The sequence below is a fragment of the Streptomyces sp. NPDC047974 genome (genome assembly GCF_040653375.1).
In the GTDB taxonomy this organism is placed as follows: domain Bacteria; phylum Actinomycetota; class Actinomycetes; order Streptomycetales; family Streptomycetaceae; genus Streptomyces.
The window spans coordinates 231260-250688 of record NZ_JBEZNU010000001.1 but is presented as its reverse complement, the minus strand read 5'-3'; the positions used below and the strand labels follow the sequence as shown (position 1 = coordinate 250688).

Genomic DNA, 19429 nt, shown 5'->3' with positions numbered 1-19429 from the left:
GCGGGGATGTCGCAGGACGCATCGGCCGGGGTGCGCATACGAGACGGGACCAGCGCGATATGGACGACGGTACGAGGCTTGCCGCGGCGGTCCGGCAGGGGGACGCCGCCGCGGTGGCCGCGCTGCTGGAGGCCGGAGCGGATCCGGACACGGTGATGGAGGACGGCCTTCCCGTCCTGTGCGCGGCGATAGCGGCGTTCGACGCGGCGGTGGCGCAGGCCCTCATGGAGGGAGGCGCGGATCCGGACAGGACGCTGCCGGACGGAACGACGCCTCTGACGCGGGCGGTCGAGGGCGGATCCCCGGCGGTCGTGACGGAAGTGCTCGGCCGTGAACCTCGATTGCGCCTCATGGAGGACGAGCGGGCGCGGCTGCTCGACCTCGCCGCGTCCTGGTGCGCGCGGGACGTCGAGGAGGAACTCCGCTACAGGGCCGATGACTCCGGTCCTGTCCGGAGAGCATTCCGCCGCCTGGATCCTCAGCGAACGCCGCAGCCCGCGAGGGGGACGAGGACTCCAGAGTCCTGGTCCAGGTTCTCCGTGTCCTGGAGGAGCCGGAACACGAGGAGCAGAACGCCACGGGGTTGCGCTACGCGGCACATCCCGACGCTCGCGTGCGTGCTCGGGTCCCCGCACTCCTACGGAAGGGGAGCATGGCCGCCGCGCCTCTGGACGCGGAGGTTCGCACTGCTCTGCTTGCCCTCGCGGCGGACGATGACGGGGAGGTGCGTGTCGGTGCGGGCTCGGTCCTGAGTGCGGAGCACGCCGGCAGTGCCGAGGTAACGGAGGTCGTCGTGCGTCTGCTCCGGGACCCGGAGGCTCGGGTGCGGGCCGGGGTCGCGGACGCCGCCGCGGCCGGCGAGGACCGCTCGGCGGAGCTCGCCGACGCCCTCGTGGCGCTGCTGGACGAGGACGACTTCGGCATGAGGCTGGCGGCCGCGTACGGGCTGCTCAGGAGGGACGACCCTCGGACCGGGGACGCGATCGGGCGGGTGGGGCAGACGCACGAACCCGCCTACTGGCACGACCATCGCCTCACCGCGGTCGTCCGGTGGGAGGCGGGCGGATCCGCGGATGGGTGACCACCCTGCGCGGAACGCTCGGTCGAGGCCGGCTCACGAACCCCGGGATTCACCGACCCGCTACGACGAACGGCTCCGTCAGGTGGGGTGTCGCCAGGTGGAGGGTGTGCGTCGTCCGGGCGTCCAGGACCCGGGCCCTGGACGCCCTGGCCTGCTGCGGGTCCATCTCGTGGGCGTAGGCGAGTCCCGGGTGGAGCAGCTGGATCGCGTGGACGAGCAAGTCACCGGTCACGGCGAGGAGTTCGCGGCCGGACTCGACGAGGACACTCTGGTGGCCGGGGGTGTGGCCGGGCGTGGCGATCACGCGCTCGCCGCCGCGCAGCGCGGTCTCGCCGTCGAGCAGCCGGAGTTGGCCGGTCGCCCGCAGCGGGTCGATGACGCTGGAGCGCAACGGGGGGTTGATCTGTTCCAGGGCGTCGAGTTCGGCCCGCTGGAGCAGGTACCGGGCGTTCGGGAAGTACGGTCGGGACTCCTTCCCGCCGACGACGGCCCATCCCACGTGGTCCGTGTGAAGGTGCGTGAGCACCACGGTCTCCACGTCCGACGGTGCGATCCCCGCCTCGGCCAGCGAGGCGGGCAGAGCCCCGGGGACCGGAGCCCATGCGGCCGCCGGGCTGTCGGCCGGCCCGATCCCCGCGTCGACCAGCGTCACACCCCGGTCGCCGCGGATCGCGAACGCGCGGAACTGCAGCCACCAGCGTCCTTCGGCGTCGAGCGCGCCGGGATCGAACCGGTCGGCCGCCGACCACTGTTCGGCCGTGGCGTCGGGGAACGCCTCCGTCCTCGGGGAGAAGAAGGGGCCCGCGCCGTCCGTGAGGGCGATGACGGTGTAGGGGCCGATGTGCAGGGAGAGGGGCATCTCACGGATGGTGCCATGACGGGCCGGAGGACGGTCAAGTGGGTTGCCCGCGCTGCGGATCTCGGCCGGGGACGTGACGTGACGTCACGCAGGCTCGTCGTGGCGGAGGACGTCGGAAGCCGGGCCCTGGGTGTCGCGTCTTGGGAGGGTGGGGCGGGTGCTGGGCACCCTCCGCCACCACCTGTCGGTCGCCGAGGCCGCCTGCATGCCGGACCGGGTGAAGGTCGCGGCGGCACCGCGGGGTCGACCTCGACGTCGACAACCCGCTGACGCTGCGTGAGTGGGCCGACAGCGCCCTCCACCACGCCCTGTGCCGGATCTGCGCGTAGGACGCCGAGGATGCCGCACCAGAGCGGGCCGCCGATCGGCATGCTGACGGGCGCCTGGCGCGGCGCGGCGCGCTCGTGGAGCGGCGGCACCGGCCCGCCGAGATGCTCGCCGGGACCATCCGGCCTACCGGCTCCGGAGCTCCGACCGGTGACCCGATCCGACGTCCCGAGAGAGGTGCGGGGGTACGCGCAGGGGCGCGGCGGTGGCCGACGCGACCTGGTCCGCGGTGACGCCCGGCGCCAGTTCGGCCAGGAGGAAGCCGTCGGGGGTGATGTCCACGACCGCGAGGTCGGTGATCACGCGCTGGACGACGCCCCGCCCGGTCAGGGGCAGCCCGCAGGTCTCGACGAGCTTGGGCGTGCCGTCCTTCGCGGTGTGCTCCATGAGGACGATGACCCGCCCGGCGCCGTGGACGAGGTCCATCGCACCGCCCATGCCCTTGACCATCTTGCCGGGGATCATCCAGTTGGCGAGGTCGCCCGAGCGGGAGACCTGCATGGCGCCGAGGACGGCGGTGTCGATGTGACCGCCGCGGATCATCCCGAAGGACAGCGCGGAGTCGAAGAACGAGGCGCCGGGCAGCGTCGTGACCGTCTCCTTGCCGGCGTTGATCAGGTCGGCGTCGAGTTCGTCCTCGGTGGGGTACGGCCCGACGCCGAGGATCCCGTTCTCGGACTGGAGCACGACCTCGATGCCGGGCGGGAGGTGGTTGGGGATGAGCGTCGGCAGTCCGATGCCCAGGTTCACGTAACTGCCGTCGGTGAGTTCCATGGCGGCGCGGGCCGCCATCTGCTCGCGGGTGAGCGCCATCAGGCGTCGCCTTCCTGTCGGACGGTGCGGCGCTCGACGCGCCGCTCGGCTGCGGGGTCGCCGGGCGTGACCCGGACCACCCGCTGGACGAAGACGCCGGGGAGGTGGACCTCGTCGGGGTCGAGCTCGCCCGGCTCGACGAGGTGGTCGACCTCGGCGACGGTGACCCGTCCGGCCATGGCGGCCAGAGGGTTGAAGTTGCGGGCCGAGGACCGGAAGACCAGGTTGCCGTGCCGGTCGCCGATGGTCGCCCGTACCAGCGCGAAGTCCGTCGTGATCCCCTCCTCCAGCAGGTATGGACGTCCGCCGAACTCCCGCGTCTCCTTGGGCGGCGACGCCACCGCGACCGCGCCTCCCCCGGCCGCGTACCTCCACGGCAGTCCGCCCTCGCCGACCTGGGTTCCCGTACCCGCGGGGGTGTAGAAGGCGGGGATCCCCGCGCCGCCGGCCCGCAGCCGCTCCGCGAGCGTGCCCTGGGGGACGAGCTCGACCTCCAGCTCCCCGCTCAGGTACTGGCGGGCGAATTCCTTGTTCTCGCCGACGTACGAACTCGTCATGCGGGCGATCTGGCCGGCGGCGAGGAGCAGGCCGAGGCCCCAGTCGTCCACCCCGCAGTTGTTCGACACGACACGGAGGCCCTCCGTGCCCCGCTGCCACAGCGCGTCGATGAGCGTGCCGGGTATCCCGCAGAGCCCGAATCCGCCCACGGCGAGCGAGGCCCCGTCGGGAATGTCGGCCACCGCCTCCGCCGCGCTCGCGACCGTCTTGTCCAGACCCATGCGGATCCCTTCCCTCGGGGCAGCCGGACGACCTCGCAGGTCGGAACCGGTGCCGGTACCAGCGACAGGCACCGACCCTAGGCAGCGCGCGCCGACGGCGACCATGGCTGCCCTCCACACACCACCCCCCTCCCGCATGTCGCTCATCCATGCCTCCGCACGGCGCTCGGACGCCCTGCCGACCGGTCGGCAGGGTGGTGGCGGCGCCCACCGCACGGCTCGGGACGGTGGGCCGCGCAGCCATGTCGGGCGGCCGGACGGCGGCATAACCTCCCGCGAGTCCGCTACCGACACGTCCCCTTCCCACCCGAGCGTCCGGCCGACCGAGGTCCCGGACACCCGCCCGGGCGGCACGGGCACACCCCGAGCTCGGAGGTACGCACCCATGCGTCGTCGTCCCACGTTCCGCTCCTCACCACGCCCCTGGCGGCGAAGCGCGCAGGCGGCACTGGCCGTGGCCGCCCTCACCCTCACCACCGCCCCCGCGGCGACGGCCGCCCCGGCCACCCCCGGATCCCACTGCGCCCGCCAGGCGCTGCTGCGCGTCCCCGGCGCGGAGCACCAGCGGTCCGCCTGCCTCGACGAGCTGACGACGGCCGGCACCGTCGCCTCGGGCCACACCGACCCGGCCGACTGGGCGGGGCTCACGCCGAAGGACCTGGCCGTCCCCAGCGGGGTGCCCGGCATCCAGATCGACGGCTACTTCCCCGACACCTCCGCCACCAACACCAACCACGGCTGGCAGCACGACTCCCAGTTCGTCATCCGGCTGCCCGACCGCTGGAACGGCGGTCTCGTCGTGGCGGGCCCGCCCGGCAACCGCGAGCAGTACGCCAACGACCGCGCCATCGCGGACTGGGTCCTGGCCCGGGGATACGCGTACGCCGCCACCGACAAGGGCAACACGGGTCTCGCCTTCCACCGCGACGGAAAGGCCCCCGGCGACGCGATCGCCGAGTGGAACGACCGCGTCACCCAGCTCACCCGGGCGGCCCGGGCGGTGGTGGCGCAGCGCTACCACCGGCCTCCCGCCCGCACCCTGGCGACCGGCATGTCCAACGGCGGGTACCTCGTCCGCTGGCAGCTGGAGAACCATCCCGAGCTCTACGACGGCGGCGTCGACTGGGAAGGCACACTCTGGCGGGCCGACGGGCCCACCCTGCTCGACTTCCTGCCGAAGGCGATGCGCGCCTACCCCGTGTACGCCGCGGGCGGCGCGGGCGCGGAGGAGGCGAGGCGGGAGCTGCACGCCGCCGGGTTCCCGGCCGGCTCGGAGTTCCTGTGGCCGTACCACCACAAGGTCTACTGGGACCTGACCCAGCGCATCTACCGCGAGGAGCTCGACCCCGGCTTCGACGGTGCGACCGAGGCGGGCACGCCGTACTGCCTGCCGGGCACGCCCGCCTGTGACGCCGACTACGACTACGCGGCCCGGCCCGCCGAGGTCCGGCAGGCCGTGCGGAAGATCGCCCTCACCGGGCGGATCGGCAAGCCGCTGATCACCCTGCACGGCACCCTGGACGCCCTCCTGCCGATCGGCCGGGACTCCGACGTGTACGCCCGCATGGTGCGCGAGGCGGGACGCGGCGCGCTGCACCGCTACTACCGCATCGAGGGCGGCACCCACACCGACTCGCTCGTCGACGCCTTCCCGGACGGCGGGCTCCGGCCGCTCGCACCCTGCCACCGCACGGCCTTCACGGCCCTGGAGGGCTGGCTCGCCGCCGGTCACCGCCCACCCGCCTCGCGCACCGTCGCGCGGCCCGTCGGCCAGGACGCGGCGACCCTGGCGAACGTGTGCCCGCTCGACACCGCGAAGCCGGCCGGCGGCCCGTCCTGAGCCGTACGGGCTCCGCACGCAGGCGATCCATGGGGCAGGGCACCATGACATCGCCCTGCACTATGGAGGACTCGCACATGGGCCGACAGGAGGGCCCTCCCTACTGTTTCGGGCCATGACGAACACATTTCCCTCCCCGGACCGGCCGCCGTCACCCGCCGGCGCGCTCGATCTGAGCGGGCGCACCGCGCTGGTGACCGGCGGCGGCAGCGGCATCGGCCGGGCCTGCGCCCTCGCCCTGGCGCAGGCGGGGGCCTTCGTCCACGTGGTCGACCGGGACGCCGAATCGGCCAAGGCCGTCGCCGAGCTCGCCGGGGGCCGGGCGCAGGTCGCCGACCTCGCCGACGCGGACGCGATCGACCTCCTGCCCGCCGAGGTCGACATCCTCGTCAACAACGCCGGCCTCCAGCACGTCGCCCCGCTCACGGAGTTCCCGCCGGAACGGTTCGCCCTGATCCAGAAGGTGATGGTCACCGCCCCGTTCCTGCTGATGCGCCGGACGCTGCCGCACATGTACGCCCACGGCTGGGGCCGCATCGTCAACGTCTCCAGCGTCCACGGGCTGCGCGCCAGCGCGTACAAGGCCGCCTACGTCGCCGCCAAGCACGCCCTGGAGGGCCTCAGCAAGGTCGCCGCCATCGAAGGCGCCCCGCACGGGGTCACCAGCAACTGCGTCAACCCCGGTTACGTCCGCACCCCGCTGGTCGAGGGCCAGGTCCGCGACCAGGCCGCCGCGCACGGCATCAGCGAGGGCGACGTGCTGACCGACGTGCTGCTGGCCCGCTCGCCCGTGAAGCGCCTCCTGGAGACGGAGGAGGTCGCCGCCGCGGTCCTGTGGCTCTGCGGCCCCCACTCCGGCTACCTCACCGGTACCTCCCTGCCGCTCGACGGCGGCTGGACGGCCGGCTGACACGGCCCTCCACCCCCCGTCCCTCCACCCCCCGTCCCTCCACCCCCCGTCCTCCACCCCCGTCCCTCCGCTCCGCTCCCCGTCCCCATCCGTACGTGAAACCGGTGAACCCATGTCTGACACCAGCACCCAGCCGAGAGGCCGCATCGGCCGTATCGTCGCCGCGAGCCTCATCGGCACCACCATCGAGTGGTACGACTTCTTCCTCTACGGCTCGGCCGCCGCCCTCGTCTTCAACACCCTGTTCTTCCCCAGCGCCGACCCGCTCGTGGGCACCCTGATCGCCTTCATCACGTACGCCATCGGTTTCGCCGCCCGCCCGCTCGGCGGGATCGTCTTCGGCCACTTCGGCGACAAGATAGGCCGCAAGAAGCTGCTGGTGCTCAGCCTCCTGATGATGGGCGGCGCGACCTTCGCGATGGGCCTGCTGCCCACCTACGAGTCGATCGGCGTGTGGGCGCCGATCCTGCTGACGCTGCTCAGGCTCGTCCAGGGCTTCGCCCTCGGCGGCGAGTGGGGCGGAGCGGTCCTCATCGTCTCCGAGCACGGCGGCGACAAGCACCGCGGCTTCTGGGCGTCCTGGCCCCAGGCCGGCGCCCCCGGCGGCAACCTCCTCGCCACCGGCGTCCTGTCCCTGCTGGCCGCCGTCCAGTCGGACGCCGCCTTCCAGTCCTGGGGCTGGCGCATCCCGTTCCTGCTCTCCGGACTGCTCGTCATGATCGGCCTGTGGATCCGCGTCTCGGTCTCGGAGTCCCCGGTGTTCCTGGAGGCGCAGGCCAAGGCGGAGGCGGCGGCCGCGGCGGGCGTGAAGGAGGAGGCGCCGGTCGTCGAGGTCTTCCGGCGCAGCTGGCGCGAGGTCCTGTCGGCCATCGGCACCCGCTTCGGCGAGAACATCTCGTACTACATCCTCACCTCCTTCCTCCTCGTGTACGTCACCGTCCACCTGGGGCTGCCGAAGAGCACCGCCCTGAACGCCGTCCTGATCGGCTCGGCCGTCCACTTCGTCACCATCCCGCTGTGGGGCGCGCTCTCCGACCGCCTCGGCCGGCGCCCGGTCACGCTGATCGGTTCGACGGGCATGGCGGTGTGGGCGTTCGTCTTCTTCGGGCTCGTCGACTCCAAGTCGTTCGTCGTGATCACCCTGGCCGTCACGGCCGGTCTGCTGCTGCACGGCGCGATGTACGGACCGCAGGCCGCCTTCATCTCCGAGATGTTCGACACCAAGGTCCGCTACTCCGGTGCCTCCATGGGCTCCCAGCTGGCGTCGATCCTCGCCGGTGCCCTCGCCCCCATCATCGCGGTCGAACTCCTCAAGGACTACGGCAGTTCCACGCCCATCAGCGTCTACCTCTGCGCGGCGGCCGTGATCACCACCATCACCGTCGCCGTCACCCGCGAGACGCTCGGCCGCGACCTCGCCCGCAACCAGCGCGACGAGCGGACCACGGCGGCCCCCGCGGCCACCGCCGGCGCCGTCGGCGACCGGGCGTAACGCCCGGGCCTCCGGCCGCCGTCATCACCGGGTGGTGACGGCGGCCGGGCCCGTCCACGCGCCCGTCCACCGATCCCGCCACACACCCGTCCACCGATCCCGCCACACACCCGTCCACCGATCCCGCCACGCACCCGTCCGCCCGTCCCGCCGTGCACCCGTCCACCCACCCACCCACCCACTCACCCGCCCGGCCGCGAGGAGGCCCCATGACCCCCGGCCGACGAGCCGAGTCCCGTACGCCGTCCCCGACCGAGGCCGCCGCGCGCCGCCTCCTCGACCTGCTGGCGGCCGGCGTGCCCGGCGAGGAGTTCGCCTCGCAGGCCGCCAGGGCCCGGGCCGACGGGGCCGCCCCGGAGGACGTGGCGTGGATCGAGGAGACCGCCCGGGCCGCGCTGGCGGTGCGGCGGGTGCTCGACCAGTACCGGCGCAGGGAGGCCGAGTTGGTCGCCCTGTACGACACGGCCGGCGACCTGGCGGGCCTGCGGGACCTCGACGCGGTGCTGCGGGCCATCGTCCGGCGGGCCCGTACGCTGCTCGGCTCGGACGTCGCCTATCTGACGCTGAACGACCCGGCCGCGCGCGACACGTTCATGCGGGTCACCGAAGGGTCCGTCTCGGCCGCCTTCCAGCAGCTGCGGCTCGGCATGGGCGAGGGCCTGGGCGGCCTGGTGGCGCAGACCGCCCGACCGTACGCGAGCACGGACTACCGCACCGACCACCGCTACCGGCACACCGGGACGATCGACGACGGCGTCGCCGAGGAAGGGCTCCGAGGCATCCTCGGCGTCCCGCTCCGGCTGGGCGAGGAGGTCATCGGGGTCCTCTTCGCGGCCGACCGGTCCCCGCGCGAGTTCACCCCCGACGCCATCGCCCTCCTCGCCTCGCTCGCCGACCACGCCGCCGTCGCCATCGACAGCGCCCGCCGCCTGGACGAGACCCGCACGGCCCTGGCCCGGCTCGAAGCCGCCAACGCGACCGCCCGGGCCCACAGCGAGGCCCTCCACCTGGCGTCCGACGCCCACGACCGGCTCTCCAAGCTGGTGCTGCGGGGCGCCGGCACCGACGAGGTCGCCGCCGAGATCGCGGTGCTGCTCGGCGGGGGAGTGGCCGTCCACGACACCGACGGCACCGAACTCGCCCGGATCGGCACCGGGCCGGTGACGCCCGCCGCGGCGAGCCTGGCGGCCTCGCACACGGAGGGCCGGGCGGTACGCGCGGACGGCGTCTGGACCTGCGCCGTGCTCGGCGGCGCGGAACGGCTCGGCAGCATCGTGCTGACCGGACGCGGCGAACTCTCCGAGGCGGACCGGCGCCTGTTCGAACGGTCGGCGCTGGTCACGGCGATGCTGCTGCTGATCCGCCGCTCGGTCGCCGAGACCGAGGACCGGGTGCGCGGCGAACTCCTCGACGACCTGCTCGCCGGCCCCGCCTCCTCGGCGCACTGGGACCCCGGCAGCCTCGCCCTGCGCGCCCGGCGCCTCGGCGTGGACCTCGCCCGCCCCCACGCCGTCGCGGTCGTCGACTGCGCGCCCGCGTTGGGTTCCCGGCTCGCGGCCGAGGCCGGCCGCGTCGTGCGCGGGCTCGGTGGCCTGGCGGGCAGCCGCCGGGGCCGTACCGTCCTGCTCGTGCCGTGCGACGAGGCCGGCCCCCTCGCCGACACGCTCGCCTCCGGCCTGGCCAGGGGGCTCGGCGCACCCGTCACCGTGGGCACGGCGGGCCCCGCCACCGGCCCGGACCGCCACGCGGCCCTCCACGCGGAGGCCGTCCGCTGCCTCACGGCGCTCCACGCCCTGGGCCGCACCGGCGAGGGCGCCGACGTCGCGGCCCTCGGCTTCGTCGGCGTCCTGCTCGGCGACCGCGCCGACATCACCGCGTACGTCGACCGCGTCCTCGGCCCCGTCCTCGCCTACGACGCCGAACGCGGCACCGAACTGGTGCGCACCCTGTACGCGTACTACGACCACGGGGCGAGCCTCGCGCGCGCCAAGGACGCCCTCCACGTCCACGTCAACACCGTCGTGCAGCGTCTCGACCGCGTCGCCCAACTCCTCGGCCCCGACTGGAACACCCCCGACAGCGCCCTCGAACTCCACCTGGCGCTCCGCCTCCACCGACTGTCCCGGGGGACCTCCGGCTCCGCCGCCGACGAGGGCGCCTGAGGGCCCCCGTCCCGGAAGCGCCCCCGGCCGTTCCTGGTATGGACCTGACAAATGAAGCCCGCTACCGTAGGTCGGAGAGCGCTCTGAGAGCGCTCTCAGCGTTTGGCTTCCCCCACACCAGGAGGTTCCGTGAAACGCACCACCCCCCGGCGCTCCACCGCCCCGCGCTCTGCCTCACCGCGCTCCACCGCCCCGCGCTCCGTCTCCCTGGGAGCCGCCGTCGGCGTCCTGCTCCTGACCGTCGGTCTCGGCGCGGCCGCGGCGACCGCCGCCCCGCTCCCGGAGCCCACCGCGCCGCCGTCGGCGTCCGCCGGACTCCTCGACGCCATGCGGCAGGACCTCGGGCTCACCGCGGCGCAGGCCGAGGAACGGCTGCGGGCCGAGAAGACGGCCACCGAGGCGGAGGGCACCGCCCGGCAGCGGGCAGGCGCCGCCTACGCCGGGTCCTGGTTCGACCCGGCCGCCGGCCGGCTCGTCGTCGCCGTCACCGACCGCGCGAAGGAACCCGGCGTACGGGCACTGGGCGCCGACACCCGCCTGGTCCGCCACAGCGCCGCCGCCCTCGACCGCGCCAAGGCGCGCCTCGACGGCCTCCGCGCCCCCGCCGGAGTGGCCGGCTGGCACGTCGACCCGAAGGCCAACAGCGTCGTGGTCGACGTCGTACGCGCCGAGCGGGAGACCCCCGCCGTGCGGGCGTTCCTCGACCGGGCCCGCGCCGACGGCCTCGTGACCGTCGCCGAGACGGCCGAGGCGCCCCGCACCTACGCGGCGGGCACGGTGGGCGGCGACCCGTACTACACCGGCAACGTCCGGTGCTCGATCGGCTTCTCCGTGCACGGCGGCTTCGTGACGGCCGGTCACTGCGGGCAGGCCGGCGCGGCCGTGCGCGGCTGGGACGGCTCCGCCATGGGCACGTTCCAGGGCTCGTCGTTCCCCGGCGACGACTACGCGTACGTCTCCATCCACAGCGGCTGGTGGACCGTACCCGTCGTCCTCGGCTGGGGCACCGTCCCCGACCAGCTCGTACGCGGCTCCGCCGAGGCGCCGGTCGGCGCGTCGATCTGCCGCTCGGGGTCGACCACGCGCTGGCACTGCGGCACCGTCCTGGCCAAGAACCAGACGGTCAACTACAGCCAGGGCGCGGTGTACCAGATGACGAAGACCAGCGTCTGCGCCGAGGGCGGCGACTCCGGCGGCTCGTTCCTGAGCGGCGACCAGGCCCAGGGCGTCACCTCCGGCGGCTGGGGCAACTGCTCCTCCGGCGGCGAGACGTGGTTCCAGCCGGTCAACGAGATCCTGGCCCGCTACGGACTGCGCCTGCACACGGCCTGAGGCACACGGCCCGAGGCGCACGGGCCCGAGGCGCACGGGCCCGACGCACGTGCGACGCACGTGCGACGCGAAGCCGTCGAGGCCGGCGACCCGCCGGCCTCGACCCGTGCCCGCGGGCCGCCGGCTCAGCCGGTGATCTCGGCCAGGCGGTGACGGACGAGGTCGGCGACGACGTCGTCGGGGAGCGGACGATCGGCCGTGAAGCGCACGGTGCCCTTCGACAGGTCGAAGCCGTCCAGCCGCTCCCGTACGGCGTCGACCGCCTCCGGGCTGAACGGGAAGACGCTCAAGTGCTCCTTGGCGGCCCGGAACCCGAGGAGCGGCTTGCCGCCGTGCCGCAGAGCCGCCATGCCGTAGCTCCGTCCGTCCTCCGCCTCCGGCGCGATCCGCAGCGCGATCGCCCGGATCCGCCGGAAGGCGTCCCGCGAGGCCGCGTCCAGACCGTCGAAGTAGTCGTCGACCTCGGTCATCCCCGCGCTTCCCTTCCTGGAACCGGTGCACCGCCCGGGAAGGAAGCATTCCACGGCACCGGCGCCATCACGGGCGCCGACACCCGCACCCGTGCCACGCGCCGCCGTGCCACGCGCCGCCGTGTCGACGGCGCCCCCGCCTACGGCGCCGGGCGCGAGCGCTGCGCTTCGAGGGCGTCCGCCCGCGCCGTGAGGTCCGCCGCGATGTCGTCCCAGTCCGGGCCGTGCAGCCACAGGCTCTCGGCGGCCTCCCGCAGCAGCGCCGGCTCGTCCGGCCACTGCAGGAGCAGCAGCCGATAGGCGAGGTTCCGGATCCAGACCGGCAGGTGGCCGTCGACGCCGTGGGGACAGAGCTCACGCATCATGGCGTGGATCTCGTCCGCGTCCGCGAAGGTCAGCCGTTCGACGAAGAGGAACTCCCGGTGGTCGCGGTCGCACTCCGGAGAGGGGGCGTACTCGTCCCCGTACAGGCACCGCGCGTGCCCCGTCAGCGTGCTGTGCATGCAGGGGAGCCTACGTCCCCGCTCCCGGCGTCCCCGCCGGGCGTGCCTAGTCGCGGTACTCGCAGAGGTAGGCGGTCTCCTCGGCGACCTTGAGCTGGAACGTGCTGTCGGCGGGGACGTCGAACTTCTCGCCGGCGCCGAAGGTCCGCCAGTCGTCGGAGCCGGGCAGTTTCACCGTCAGGGCGCCGCTGACGACGTGCATGATCTCCCGCTTGCCGGTCCCGAACTCGTAGTCGCCCGGGGCCATGACGCCGACCGTCGCGGGCCCCTCGGCGCCCGTGAAGGCGATGGACTTGACCGTCCCGTCGAAGTACTCGTTGACCTTGAACATGGGTGTCCTCCAGGAAGCCGAGAAGGGCTGGAAACCGGCTCGACAGGCCGGCCGCTGCAGCCTAGCGGCACCCTCGCGCCCCACCTGACGTGGGCCGGACCCGAACGCGGCCGGCTAGCGGAGCGCGGCGGCGACGAGGCCTTCGAGGGCTTCGCGGGGTACCTCGCCGCCGTTCACCAGGCGGTCGAAGACCAGGCCGTCGACGCAGGTCAGCAGAGTGTGCGTACGGGTCTCGACGTCCTTCACGCCCTGGTCGGCGAGGAACAGCCGGACGGCCTGGCGGCCGGCGTTCTCCCGGGGGACGAGGATCGCCCGCAGCTCCGGGTCGCGCACGCTCTCGACGGCGCAGGCGTAGCGGGCGAGCGACCGGCGGCGGCCCTCGCCGCCGAGCCGCTGCCGGGTGAGCGCCACCATGCCGTCCACGAGCTCCTCGGGGGTGCGCAGGGGCGGCAGTCGTTCGGCCGTCGTCCGGAGCTCCTCCTGGTCGAGCCGGACCAGGCGGGTGACGAGGGCGGTGAACAGGGCCGCGCGGGTACGGAAGTACGCCGACGTGGTGCCGGGGGGCAGCGCGGCCCGCCGGTCGACCGCCCGGTGGGTGAGGCCGCGGATCCCCTCCTCGGCGAGTACGTCGAGTGCCGCGTCCGCGAGGAGGGTGCGCCGGTCCGGAGTCATGCCGCCTTTCTACACCCGTAGAAGCCCGGAGCGAGAGTCGGTAGAGTCGGTTTCTACAGATGTAGAAACCAGGGGAGGCGGCATGGTCGGCACGGCAGTGGTGGTCGGAGGCGGCATCGGCGGGCTCGCCGCCGCGATCGGCCTGCGCCGCATCGGATGGGAAGCGCGGGTCGTCGAGCGCGCGCCCGTGCTCCAGGACGCGGGCGCGGGCATCTCCCTGGCCGCCAACGGCCTCCGGGCGCTGGACGAACTCGGCGTCGGCGAGGCCGTCCGGAGCGCCTCGCGGGGTCAGTACAGCGGCGGCACCCGTACACCGGCGGGCGGCTGGCTGACCCGGATGGACGGCACGCTCCTGGAGAAGGCGGTCGGTACGCCGATCATGGGCATCCCGCGCGCCACCCTCCACCGGCTGCTGCGCGAGGCCCTGCCCCCGGAATCCCTGCTGATCGGCTTCGACGCCGCCGCGGTCCGGCAGACCGGCCCCGTCACGGTGCGCGTCGAAGGCGGTTCGGGCGAGGTCCTGGACGCGGACCTGGTGGTGGCCGCCGACGGCATCGGCAGCACGATCCGCAGCGGGCTCTTCCCGGCCCACCCGGGCCCGGTCCACAGCGGTTCGACCGTGCTCCGCGCCCTCACCGCGCAACCGGTCGACCTCCGCACCGACTTCGAACTGACCTGGGGGCGCGGAGCCGAGTTCGGCCACATCGCCCTCCACGACGGACGGGCCGAATGGCACGCCGTCCTCAGCCTTCCCGCCGGTACGCGGTTCCCCGACCCCCTGGCCGAACTGCGCCGACGGTTCCACGACTGGCACGACCCGATCCCCGCGCTGCTCGACGCGACCCGCCCCGACGCCGTGCTCCACCACGACGTCGGCGAACTCCGCACGCCGCTGCCCTCGTACGCGGTCGGCCGCGTCGCCCTGCTCGGCGACGCGGCGCACGCGATGACCCCCAACCTCGGGCAAGGCGCCTGCCAGGCACTGGAGGACGCGGTCACCCTGGCCGCGGCGCTCGCCACCGCGCCCACCACGGAGGCCGCGCTCGCCCGCTACGACGCCGAACGGCGTCCCCGCAGCCAGGCGGTCGCGCGGGCCGCCCGCCAGGCCGGCCGCATGGGCCAGCAGCTCTCCCATCCCCTGGCCGTCTCCCTGCGCAACACGGCGATGCGCCTCACCCCCTCCCGCACCGCGACGCGCATGATCCTGCGCCACCACGCCTGGACCCCGCCCCGACTGAACTGACCGCGCACGCCGGGGCCCCCGGCGGTGGCACGCGGACCGGCCGCGGGTTCCGGCCACGCGTGTTCCGAGGGTGCTCCGTCCCTCCTTCTTCCGACACCATCCGTCCAGGTGAGTTCGCGCCTTCCACCGTCACCCCGCCCCTGCCGGAACGTTCCACCGGGTGATCCCGCGTCTCCCCTCCCCACCACCTGGAGCCCTCCCGATGCCGAACCCCGGTGTCCCCTGGCCACCCCGCGACCGGAACCGGCGACCCGGAGGAGCGGAGAAGCGGAGGTGACGCGCGGTGTGCTGGTGGGGCGGGCGCCCGCGCCGGGCGAGGTGGGGGACGCGTACGACGCGGTCGTCGTCGGCTCCGGGGTCGGCGGGCTGACGACCGCCGTCTGCCTCGCCCGGCAGGGGCGAAGGGTCGCGGTCTTCGAGCAGCACTACACCGCCGGCGGCTACACCCACGCCTACCGGCGGCGCGGCTGGGAGTGGGACGTCGGCATCCACTACGTCGGGCAGCTGGCGCCGCGCGAGCCGGTCCGGGTGCTGTCCGACTACCTGACGGGCGGCGCGCTGCGGTGGGCGCCGCTGGGCGACCCGTACGACGAGTACCGGCTGGCCGGCGAGGTGTACCGGGCGCCCGTCGGATTCGCCGCCTACCGGGCCCGCCTGATCGAGCGTTTCCCGGCCGAACGGTCCGGGATCGAGGAGCTGTTCCGGCTGGTCGCCCGCTGCCGGGCGACGCTTCCCGCACTGGCGCTCGGCCGCCTCTCGGGCCCGGTGGCCCGGCGCCTGGCCGGCGTGCTGCGGCCGGCGGCCGTCCCTCCCGAGGCGCTGCGGCCCGCCCGGGAGGTGGTCGCGGGCCTCGTCCGCGACGAGCGGCTCCGGCAGGCGGTGCTCACGCCCGCCGTCCTGCTCCTCGCCGACTCCTCCTCCAAGCTGCCGTTCTTCCTCGTCGCCGTGCTGTTCGAGCACTTCAGGACCGGTGCCTGGTACCCGGTGGGCGGCAGCGCCGCCATCGCCCGGGCGATGGTCGACCCGGTCCGCGAGGCCGGGGGAGAGGTCTTCGTCCGCACGCCGGTCGACCGGATCGAGCTGGACGGGACCAGGGCGACGGGTGTGGTGCTGGCGGACGGCACCCGCGTACGCGCCCCGGTCGTGGTGAGCGCGGCGGGTGCCCACCACACCTACCGCACCCTGCTGCCGCGCCCGCAGGTCCGCGCTGTGAGGGCGGCCGACCCCGTGCGGGGCATGCGCGAGGGATTCCCCTTCGTGCTCCTCTTCCTCGGCTTCGACGGCGACCCGCGGGAACTGGGCCTGCCCCGGCACAACCTGATGGTCACCGACGGCGACTGCGACGCCTTCTTCGACGGCGCCGGCGTGCGCACCAGCGGCCTGTTCCTCTCCTTCTCCTCCGCCAAGGACCCCACCTGGGCCGCGCGGTACCCCGGCCGGTCCACGGGCGAGGTCCTCGCGTACGTCGACCCGGCCCTGTTCGCCCCGTTCCACGGCTCGCAGTGGCGCGACCGCGACCCCGCCTACCTCGCCCTGAAGGCCGAACTCACCGAACGGCTCCTCGACCAGCTGTACCTCCACCTTCCCCGTACCAGGGGGCGGGTGGCGTACCACGAACTCGGCACCCCGCTCACGGCCGAGCACTTCACCCGCTGGCCCGGGGGCAGCCTCTACGGCCTCGCCAAGGACGTCTCCGCCTTCGGCGACGGCACCCGCCCCGGCCTCGCGGACGGCCTGCGCCCGCGCACCGAGTTCGAGGGCTTGTACCTCTCCGGCCAGGACGTCCTGGCCGGAGGCTTCCTCGGCGCGGCCACCGGCGGGCTCCTGGCCGCCCACGAAGCCCTCGACCGCCGCGGCCGCACCCGCCTGTGGCGGTCCCTCCTGAAGCAGGTCCTCCACCCCGCGACGTAGCGTCAGAGGGAGACGAGCCGGTCCACCAGGAGGTCCGTCCTGCGTTCGGCGTCCTCCGGCGGCAGGCGCCGCGCCTTGGTGAGGGTGGCGAGGCCGTGCAGGGACGCCCAGAACACCTCGGTGAACAGGCCCGGGTGGACGCCTTCCCCGGCGACCTCTTCGAGGTTCTCCAGCAAGGCGGCGAAGGCGTCCTTCAAGGGCTGCGGGGTGGACTCCTGCGCGAAGGCCAGGCCGCCGTCGAGGTGGAACATGGCCTCGTAGACCGCCGGGTTGCGCGTGGCGAAGTCGAGATACGCGCGGGCCAGGGCGGCGGCCCGGTCGCGCGGCCCGTCCGCGGCGGAGGCCGCCGCCCGCAGCGACACGGCCATCTCGGCGGCGCCTTGGAGTGCGACGGCACCGATGATCTCGCGCTTGCCGCGGAAGTGGCTGTAGAGGACGGGCTGGCTGTACTCGATGCGCTCGGCGAGCCGGCGCGTGGTGACCGCGTCCCAGCCCTGCTGCTCGGCGAGTTCGCGTGCCGTGGCCACGATGAGGCGCTCGCGGTCCGCCCGCTCGCGCTGCTTGCGTTCCTGTACCGACATGATGTGACCCTAGCACTGCTAGACAATCAAGCGGCAGTAGGTCTAGCGTTGACTCATCAGCTAGCACTGCTAGAAATCTGGAGGGGTGGCCATGCTCGACGCGCTTGAGGTCTTCACCACGGTGGTGGTCGGCGTGATGGTGGGGGTGGAGTTCTCCGTCGCCTTCGTCATGAACCCGATCTTCAACGGGCTCCCCGAGGACAGCACTCTCCTCGCCCGGGCCCACGGGGGCCGGATGCTCGGCGCCGTCATGCCGGTCTGGTACCTCGGCTCACTCGCCCTCGTCGCGGTCTGGGCCGTCGCCGGGTGGCAGCACCCCGGCGCGGGTCTCGTCGTCACCGCCGGCGCGCTGCTGATCGTCAGCGTCCTCATGTCGGTCGCCCTGCTCGTCCCGATCAACAACCGGGGCAAGACGTGGACCCCCGAGAAGCGGCCCGCCGACTGGAAGGAGCAGGCGAACCGCTGGGACCGGTACCACTACGTACGCGTCGCGGTCATCATCGCCGCCTTCGCCCTGCTCGTCGCCGCCCTGTCCTGAGCCCGGACGGCCGAGGACCCGGCTCGGTCGCCGCACGCGCGGCGACCGAACCGGGTCCTTCGGCGCCGTGGGTCAGGAGAAGACGACCGACCGCACGAGCAGGCGCTCCGAGGCGCCGCCGCCCGGCCGCAGGCTGTAGAACGCGTCGCCCTCGCAGTTCGCCTCCAGGAAGACCACCGCCGTCGCGTCGGTGCGGTTCTTCGGCGAGTACGCGGCCGAGCCGGGCTCCGAGCCCGGCCCCTGGATGTCGATACAGGTCCCGCTCTCGGGGTTGTTCAGGAAGCCGACCGCCTCGTACCCGTCGGCCGTCCGGTACGTGTAGCGGAACTGCCCCTCGGCGGCGGAGGCCGAACCGGGGGCGGTGATCAGGAGAAGGGCGGCACCGGCGGCGGAGGCCAGGGCGGAGCGAAGGCGCATGGGATTCCTTGTTCGCGGATGAGCGGACGTAGCACTGCGAGCGCTGCCCCTCGTGACGGCGAGCCACTCCCGATGTCACCCGGTCGGGTGTTGCGGAATCGTTTGCCCAGCTCACGGTGGTGCGGACCCCATGCCGCCGTGATCCACGCGCCCCCTCCAGGCTGCCCGGACGGCCAGCCGGGCGCGGGATCCTCCGTGAGGAGCGGCCGGAGGGCGCCGACCGCCGCGCCGATGCAGACCCGCCTTCGCCGGCGACGGCCTCGCCTGGCTCCGGACCGCCCGCCGGCGCCCCGTCCCCGCCCAAGCCGTGCGCCTCCTGGCCGTGGTCTTCCTCCTCGGAGGCGTCGGCCGCCTGCTCCCGGTCGCCGTGCACGGCCGGCCCCACGGCTTCCGGATCGCCCTGACGGTCGTCGAACCCGCCCTCCCTCCGGTCTTCTTCCGGCTGGCCGCCGCGGAGGAGCGCGTACGGGACGGAGCGGCGGAGGGCGAGACCGCCGCGCGGTGAGCGGGCGGGCGGGTGGCGCGTCGCCGTCTCCGTGAGCCGTCGGGGCGTCGGGTCGTCCTGTCTACCGGTGGAGGTGGGACAACGCCTCGGTGCTCACCGGATAGGGGCGTTCGTGCGGCAGGAGTCGCCGGGCGGCGTCCAGGTCTCCGTCCCGTACCCGGGAGTGGATAGCGTGGGCCAGCGGGGTGACATCGGTGACGGAGACGATCCACGCGTCGGCGTAGAGGTGTGCTGCTTCACCGGTGAGGCCGAGTTGCAGCGATCGGTGGGGAAGGGGCCGCAGACGCAGGTCGCGCTCCGGGTCCCACTGCACGCGGGCAGGGGCCTCCTTCAGCCGGCGTCTCCAGGCGCCGTGGTCCGTGTGGAGCCCCGGCTCGTAGTGCGACAGGCAGGCGTGCCGCAGCGCCCACGCGAAGCCTTCCCGGGTGATCTCGACGGCGAGGACGGTCTCCTGCCCCTCCTTGGCGCCCCACCCGCAGCGGTACATCATCCACAGGAACGACGGTTTGATCCACGTCATGCGGTCCCGGCTCCAGGCGGCCGGGAACCGGCCGTCCCGGGCCGTCGCGAGACCGATCTCCGGCGCGTACGCCTGGTAGACGGTGATCGTGGAGTCCGTATGGACGGCTCGGATCCGATGCCGGGGCTCTGTCACTCGGCCAG

General features: G+C 74.0%; 20 protein-coding genes and 1 pseudogene. 11 read left to right on the top strand and 10 right to left on the bottom strand.

From position 1 onward, the window contains the following. Window positions 1-59 precede the first annotated feature (59 nt). Both AB0E19_RS01160 and AB0E19_RS01155 read left to right on the top strand, forming a co-directional pair. The gene (locus AB0E19_RS01160; protein WP_362171181.1) at window positions 60-752 is read left to right on the top strand and encodes an ankyrin repeat domain-containing protein; all 693 of its coding nucleotides are present in this window, start codon (window positions 60-62) and stop codon (window positions 750-752) included. Next, window positions 653-1081, top strand: coding sequence for a HEAT repeat domain-containing protein (locus AB0E19_RS01155; RefSeq protein WP_362171178.1), 429 nt, complete (start codon window positions 653-655; stop codon window positions 1079-1081). Before AB0E19_RS01160 ends, AB0E19_RS01155 begins: the two co-directional genes overlap by 100 nt. A 49-nt stretch (window positions 1082-1130) precedes the next feature. Here AB0E19_RS01155 and AB0E19_RS01150 read toward each other — a convergent pair whose 3' ends face one another. From AB0E19_RS01150 to AB0E19_RS01140, 3 genes are all read right to left on the bottom strand, one after another. Beyond that, window positions 1131-1940 carry an MBL fold metallo-hydrolase gene (locus AB0E19_RS01150; protein ID WP_362171175.1) on the bottom strand — a complete coding sequence of 270 codons (810 nt, stop codon included), beginning with the start codon at window positions 1938-1940 and terminating at the stop codon, window positions 1131-1133. Between the two features lie 453 nt (window positions 1941-2393). Further along, the gene (locus AB0E19_RS01145; RefSeq protein ID WP_362171172.1) at window positions 2394-3080 is read right to left on the bottom strand and encodes a CoA transferase subunit B; all 687 of its coding nucleotides are present in this window, start codon (window positions 3078-3080) and stop codon (window positions 2394-2396) included. Continuing rightward, window positions 3080-3859 carry a CoA transferase subunit A gene (locus AB0E19_RS01140; protein WP_362171169.1) on the bottom strand — a complete coding sequence of 260 codons (780 nt, stop codon included), beginning with the start codon at window positions 3857-3859 and terminating at the stop codon, window positions 3080-3082. Before AB0E19_RS01140 ends, AB0E19_RS01145 begins: the two co-directional genes overlap by 1 nt. Before the next feature lie 385 nt (window positions 3860-4244). Between AB0E19_RS01140 and AB0E19_RS01135 the strand changes: the two genes are divergently transcribed. From AB0E19_RS01135 to AB0E19_RS01115, 5 genes are all read left to right on the top strand, one after another. Continuing rightward, window positions 4245-5699 (top strand): tannase/feruloyl esterase family alpha/beta hydrolase, encoded by a 1455-nt coding sequence (locus AB0E19_RS01135; protein WP_362171166.1) that lies wholly within the window; start codon window positions 4245-4247, stop codon window positions 5697-5699. Between the two features lie 115 nt (window positions 5700-5814). Then, on the top strand, window positions 5815-6609 hold the full coding sequence (locus tag AB0E19_RS01130) for a 3-hydroxybutyrate dehydrogenase (protein ID WP_362171163.1): 795 nt from the start codon (window positions 5815-5817) through the stop codon (window positions 6607-6609). A 112-nt stretch (window positions 6610-6721) separates the two neighbouring features. Continuing rightward, window positions 6722-8101: an MFS transporter gene (locus tag AB0E19_RS01125; protein WP_362171160.1), complete on the top strand. Its 1380-nt coding sequence runs from the start codon at window positions 6722-6724 to the stop codon at window positions 8099-8101. Window positions 8102-8310: 209 nt separating this feature from the next. After that, the gene (locus AB0E19_RS01120) at window positions 8311-10263 is read left to right on the top strand and encodes a GAF domain-containing protein (protein WP_362171157.1); all 1953 of its coding nucleotides are present in this window, start codon (window positions 8311-8313) and stop codon (window positions 10261-10263) included. 228 nt (window positions 10264-10491) lie between these two features. Next, window positions 10492-11595 (top strand): S1 family peptidase, encoded by a 1104-nt coding sequence (locus AB0E19_RS01115; RefSeq protein ID WP_362172283.1) that lies wholly within the window; start codon window positions 10492-10494, stop codon window positions 11593-11595. 125 nt (window positions 11596-11720) lie between these two features. On the opposite strand, the gene AB0E19_RS01110 is transcribed toward AB0E19_RS01115, so the two are convergent. From AB0E19_RS01110 to AB0E19_RS01095, 4 genes are all read right to left on the bottom strand, one after another. Continuing rightward, on the bottom strand, window positions 11721-12065 hold the full coding sequence (locus AB0E19_RS01110; RefSeq protein WP_362171154.1) for a DUF1801 domain-containing protein: 345 nt from the start codon (window positions 12063-12065) through the stop codon (window positions 11721-11723). A gap of 140 nt (window positions 12066-12205) precedes the next feature. Then, a complete protein-coding gene (locus tag AB0E19_RS01105; RefSeq protein ID WP_362171151.1) occupies window positions 12206-12568 on the bottom strand; it encodes a hypothetical protein in 363 nt (120 codons plus the stop codon). A gap of 46 nt (window positions 12569-12614) precedes the next feature. Continuing rightward, window positions 12615-12899: a pyrimidine/purine nucleoside phosphorylase gene (locus AB0E19_RS01100; protein ID WP_362171148.1), complete on the bottom strand. Its 285-nt coding sequence runs from the start codon at window positions 12897-12899 to the stop codon at window positions 12615-12617. A 114-nt stretch (window positions 12900-13013) separates the two neighbouring features. Then, a complete protein-coding gene (locus AB0E19_RS01095; RefSeq protein ID WP_362171145.1) occupies window positions 13014-13571 on the bottom strand; it encodes a TetR family transcriptional regulator C-terminal domain-containing protein in 558 nt (185 codons plus the stop codon). Window positions 13572-13653: 82 nt separating this feature from the next. Here AB0E19_RS01095 and AB0E19_RS01090 point away from each other — a divergent pair, with 82 nt between their 5' ends. Together AB0E19_RS01090 and AB0E19_RS01085 are read left to right on the top strand one after the other, a co-directional pair. Beyond that, window positions 13654-14814, top strand: coding sequence for an FAD-dependent monooxygenase (locus AB0E19_RS01090; protein WP_362171142.1), 1161 nt, complete (start codon window positions 13654-13656; stop codon window positions 14812-14814). A gap of 273 nt (window positions 14815-15087) precedes the next feature. Next, window positions 15088-16725 carry an NAD(P)/FAD-dependent oxidoreductase gene (locus AB0E19_RS01085; RefSeq protein ID WP_362171139.1) on the top strand — a complete coding sequence of 546 codons (1638 nt, stop codon included), beginning with the start codon at window positions 15088-15090 and terminating at the stop codon, window positions 16723-16725. Window positions 16726-16727: 2 nt separating this feature from the next. On the opposite strand, the gene AB0E19_RS01080 is transcribed toward AB0E19_RS01085, so the two are convergent. Further along, window positions 16728-17306, bottom strand: a complete 579-nt coding sequence (locus AB0E19_RS01080; RefSeq protein ID WP_362171136.1) for a TetR/AcrR family transcriptional regulator — start codon at window positions 17304-17306, stop codon at window positions 16728-16730. Between the two features lie 91 nt (window positions 17307-17397). Between AB0E19_RS01080 and AB0E19_RS01075 the strand changes: the two genes are divergently transcribed. Next, window positions 17398-17844: a DUF1772 domain-containing protein gene (locus AB0E19_RS01075; protein WP_362171133.1), complete on the top strand. Its 447-nt coding sequence runs from the start codon at window positions 17398-17400 to the stop codon at window positions 17842-17844. Between the two features lie 72 nt (window positions 17845-17916). On the opposite strand, the gene AB0E19_RS01070 is transcribed toward AB0E19_RS01075, so the two are convergent. Continuing rightward, a complete protein-coding gene (locus AB0E19_RS01070; protein ID WP_362171130.1) occupies window positions 17917-18261 on the bottom strand; it encodes a hypothetical protein in 345 nt (114 codons plus the stop codon). A gap of 244 nt (window positions 18262-18505) precedes the next feature. Here AB0E19_RS01070 and AB0E19_RS01065 point away from each other — a divergent pair. Next, window positions 18506-18766: pseudogene (locus AB0E19_RS01065) on the top strand (DUF4345 domain-containing protein); the annotation flags it as partial. Between the two features lie 61 nt (window positions 18767-18827). On the opposite strand, the gene AB0E19_RS01060 reads toward AB0E19_RS01065, so the two are convergent. Then, window positions 18828-19421 (bottom strand): DUF4291 domain-containing protein, encoded by a 594-nt coding sequence (locus tag AB0E19_RS01060; protein WP_362171128.1) that lies wholly within the window; start codon window positions 19419-19421, stop codon window positions 18828-18830. Between the last annotated feature and the right edge of the window lie 8 nt (window positions 19422-19429).

Bases quoted from the DNA above. Each gene is read 5' to 3' on its own strand.
- AB0E19_RS01125 (WP_362171160.1), top strand. From the start codon at position 6,722: ATGTCTGACACCAGCACCCAGCCGAGAGGCCGCATCGGCCGTATCGTC.
- AB0E19_RS01080 (WP_362171136.1), bottom strand. From the start codon at position 17,306: ATGTCGGTACAGGAACGCAAGCAGCGCGAGCGGGCGGACCGCGAGCGC.
- AB0E19_RS01135 (WP_362171166.1), top strand. From the start codon at position 4,245: ATGCGTCGTCGTCCCACGTTCCGCTCCTCACCACGCCCCTGGCGGCGA.
- AB0E19_RS01110 (WP_362171154.1), bottom strand. From the start codon at position 12,065: ATGACCGAGGTCGACGACTACTTCGACGGTCTGGACGCGGCCTCGCGG.
- AB0E19_RS01140 (WP_362171169.1), bottom strand. From the start codon at position 3,859: ATGGGTCTGGACAAGACGGTCGCGAGCGCGGCGGAGGCGGTGGCCGAC.
- AB0E19_RS01105 (WP_362171151.1), bottom strand. From the start codon at position 12,568: ATGCACAGCACGCTGACGGGGCACGCGCGGTGCCTGTACGGGGACGAG.
- AB0E19_RS01120 (WP_362171157.1), top strand. From the start codon at position 8,311: ATGACCCCCGGCCGACGAGCCGAGTCCCGTACGCCGTCCCCGACCGAG.
- AB0E19_RS01090 (WP_362171142.1), top strand. From the start codon at position 13,654: ATGGTCGGCACGGCAGTGGTGGTCGGAGGCGGCATCGGCGGGCTCGCC.
- AB0E19_RS01070 (WP_362171130.1), bottom strand. From the start codon at position 18,261: ATGCGCCTTCGCTCCGCCCTGGCCTCCGCCGCCGGTGCCGCCCTTCTC.
- AB0E19_RS01155 (WP_362171178.1), top strand. From the start codon at position 653: ATGGCCGCCGCGCCTCTGGACGCGGAGGTTCGCACTGCTCTGCTTGCC.
- AB0E19_RS01095 (WP_362171145.1), bottom strand. From the start codon at position 13,571: ATGACTCCGGACCGGCGCACCCTCCTCGCGGACGCGGCACTCGACGTA.
- AB0E19_RS01075 (WP_362171133.1), top strand. From the start codon at position 17,398: ATGCTCGACGCGCTTGAGGTCTTCACCACGGTGGTGGTCGGCGTGATG.
- AB0E19_RS01100 (WP_362171148.1), bottom strand. From the start codon at position 12,899: ATGTTCAAGGTCAACGAGTACTTCGACGGGACGGTCAAGTCCATCGCC.
- AB0E19_RS01150 (WP_362171175.1), bottom strand. From the start codon at position 1,940: ATGCCCCTCTCCCTGCACATCGGCCCCTACACCGTCATCGCCCTCACG.
- AB0E19_RS01160 (WP_362171181.1), top strand. From the start codon at position 60: ATGGACGACGGTACGAGGCTTGCCGCGGCGGTCCGGCAGGGGGACGCC.
- AB0E19_RS01145 (WP_362171172.1), bottom strand. From the start codon at position 3,080: ATGGCGCTCACCCGCGAGCAGATGGCGGCCCGCGCCGCCATGGAACTC.
- AB0E19_RS01130 (WP_362171163.1), top strand. From the start codon at position 5,815: ATGACGAACACATTTCCCTCCCCGGACCGGCCGCCGTCACCCGCCGGC.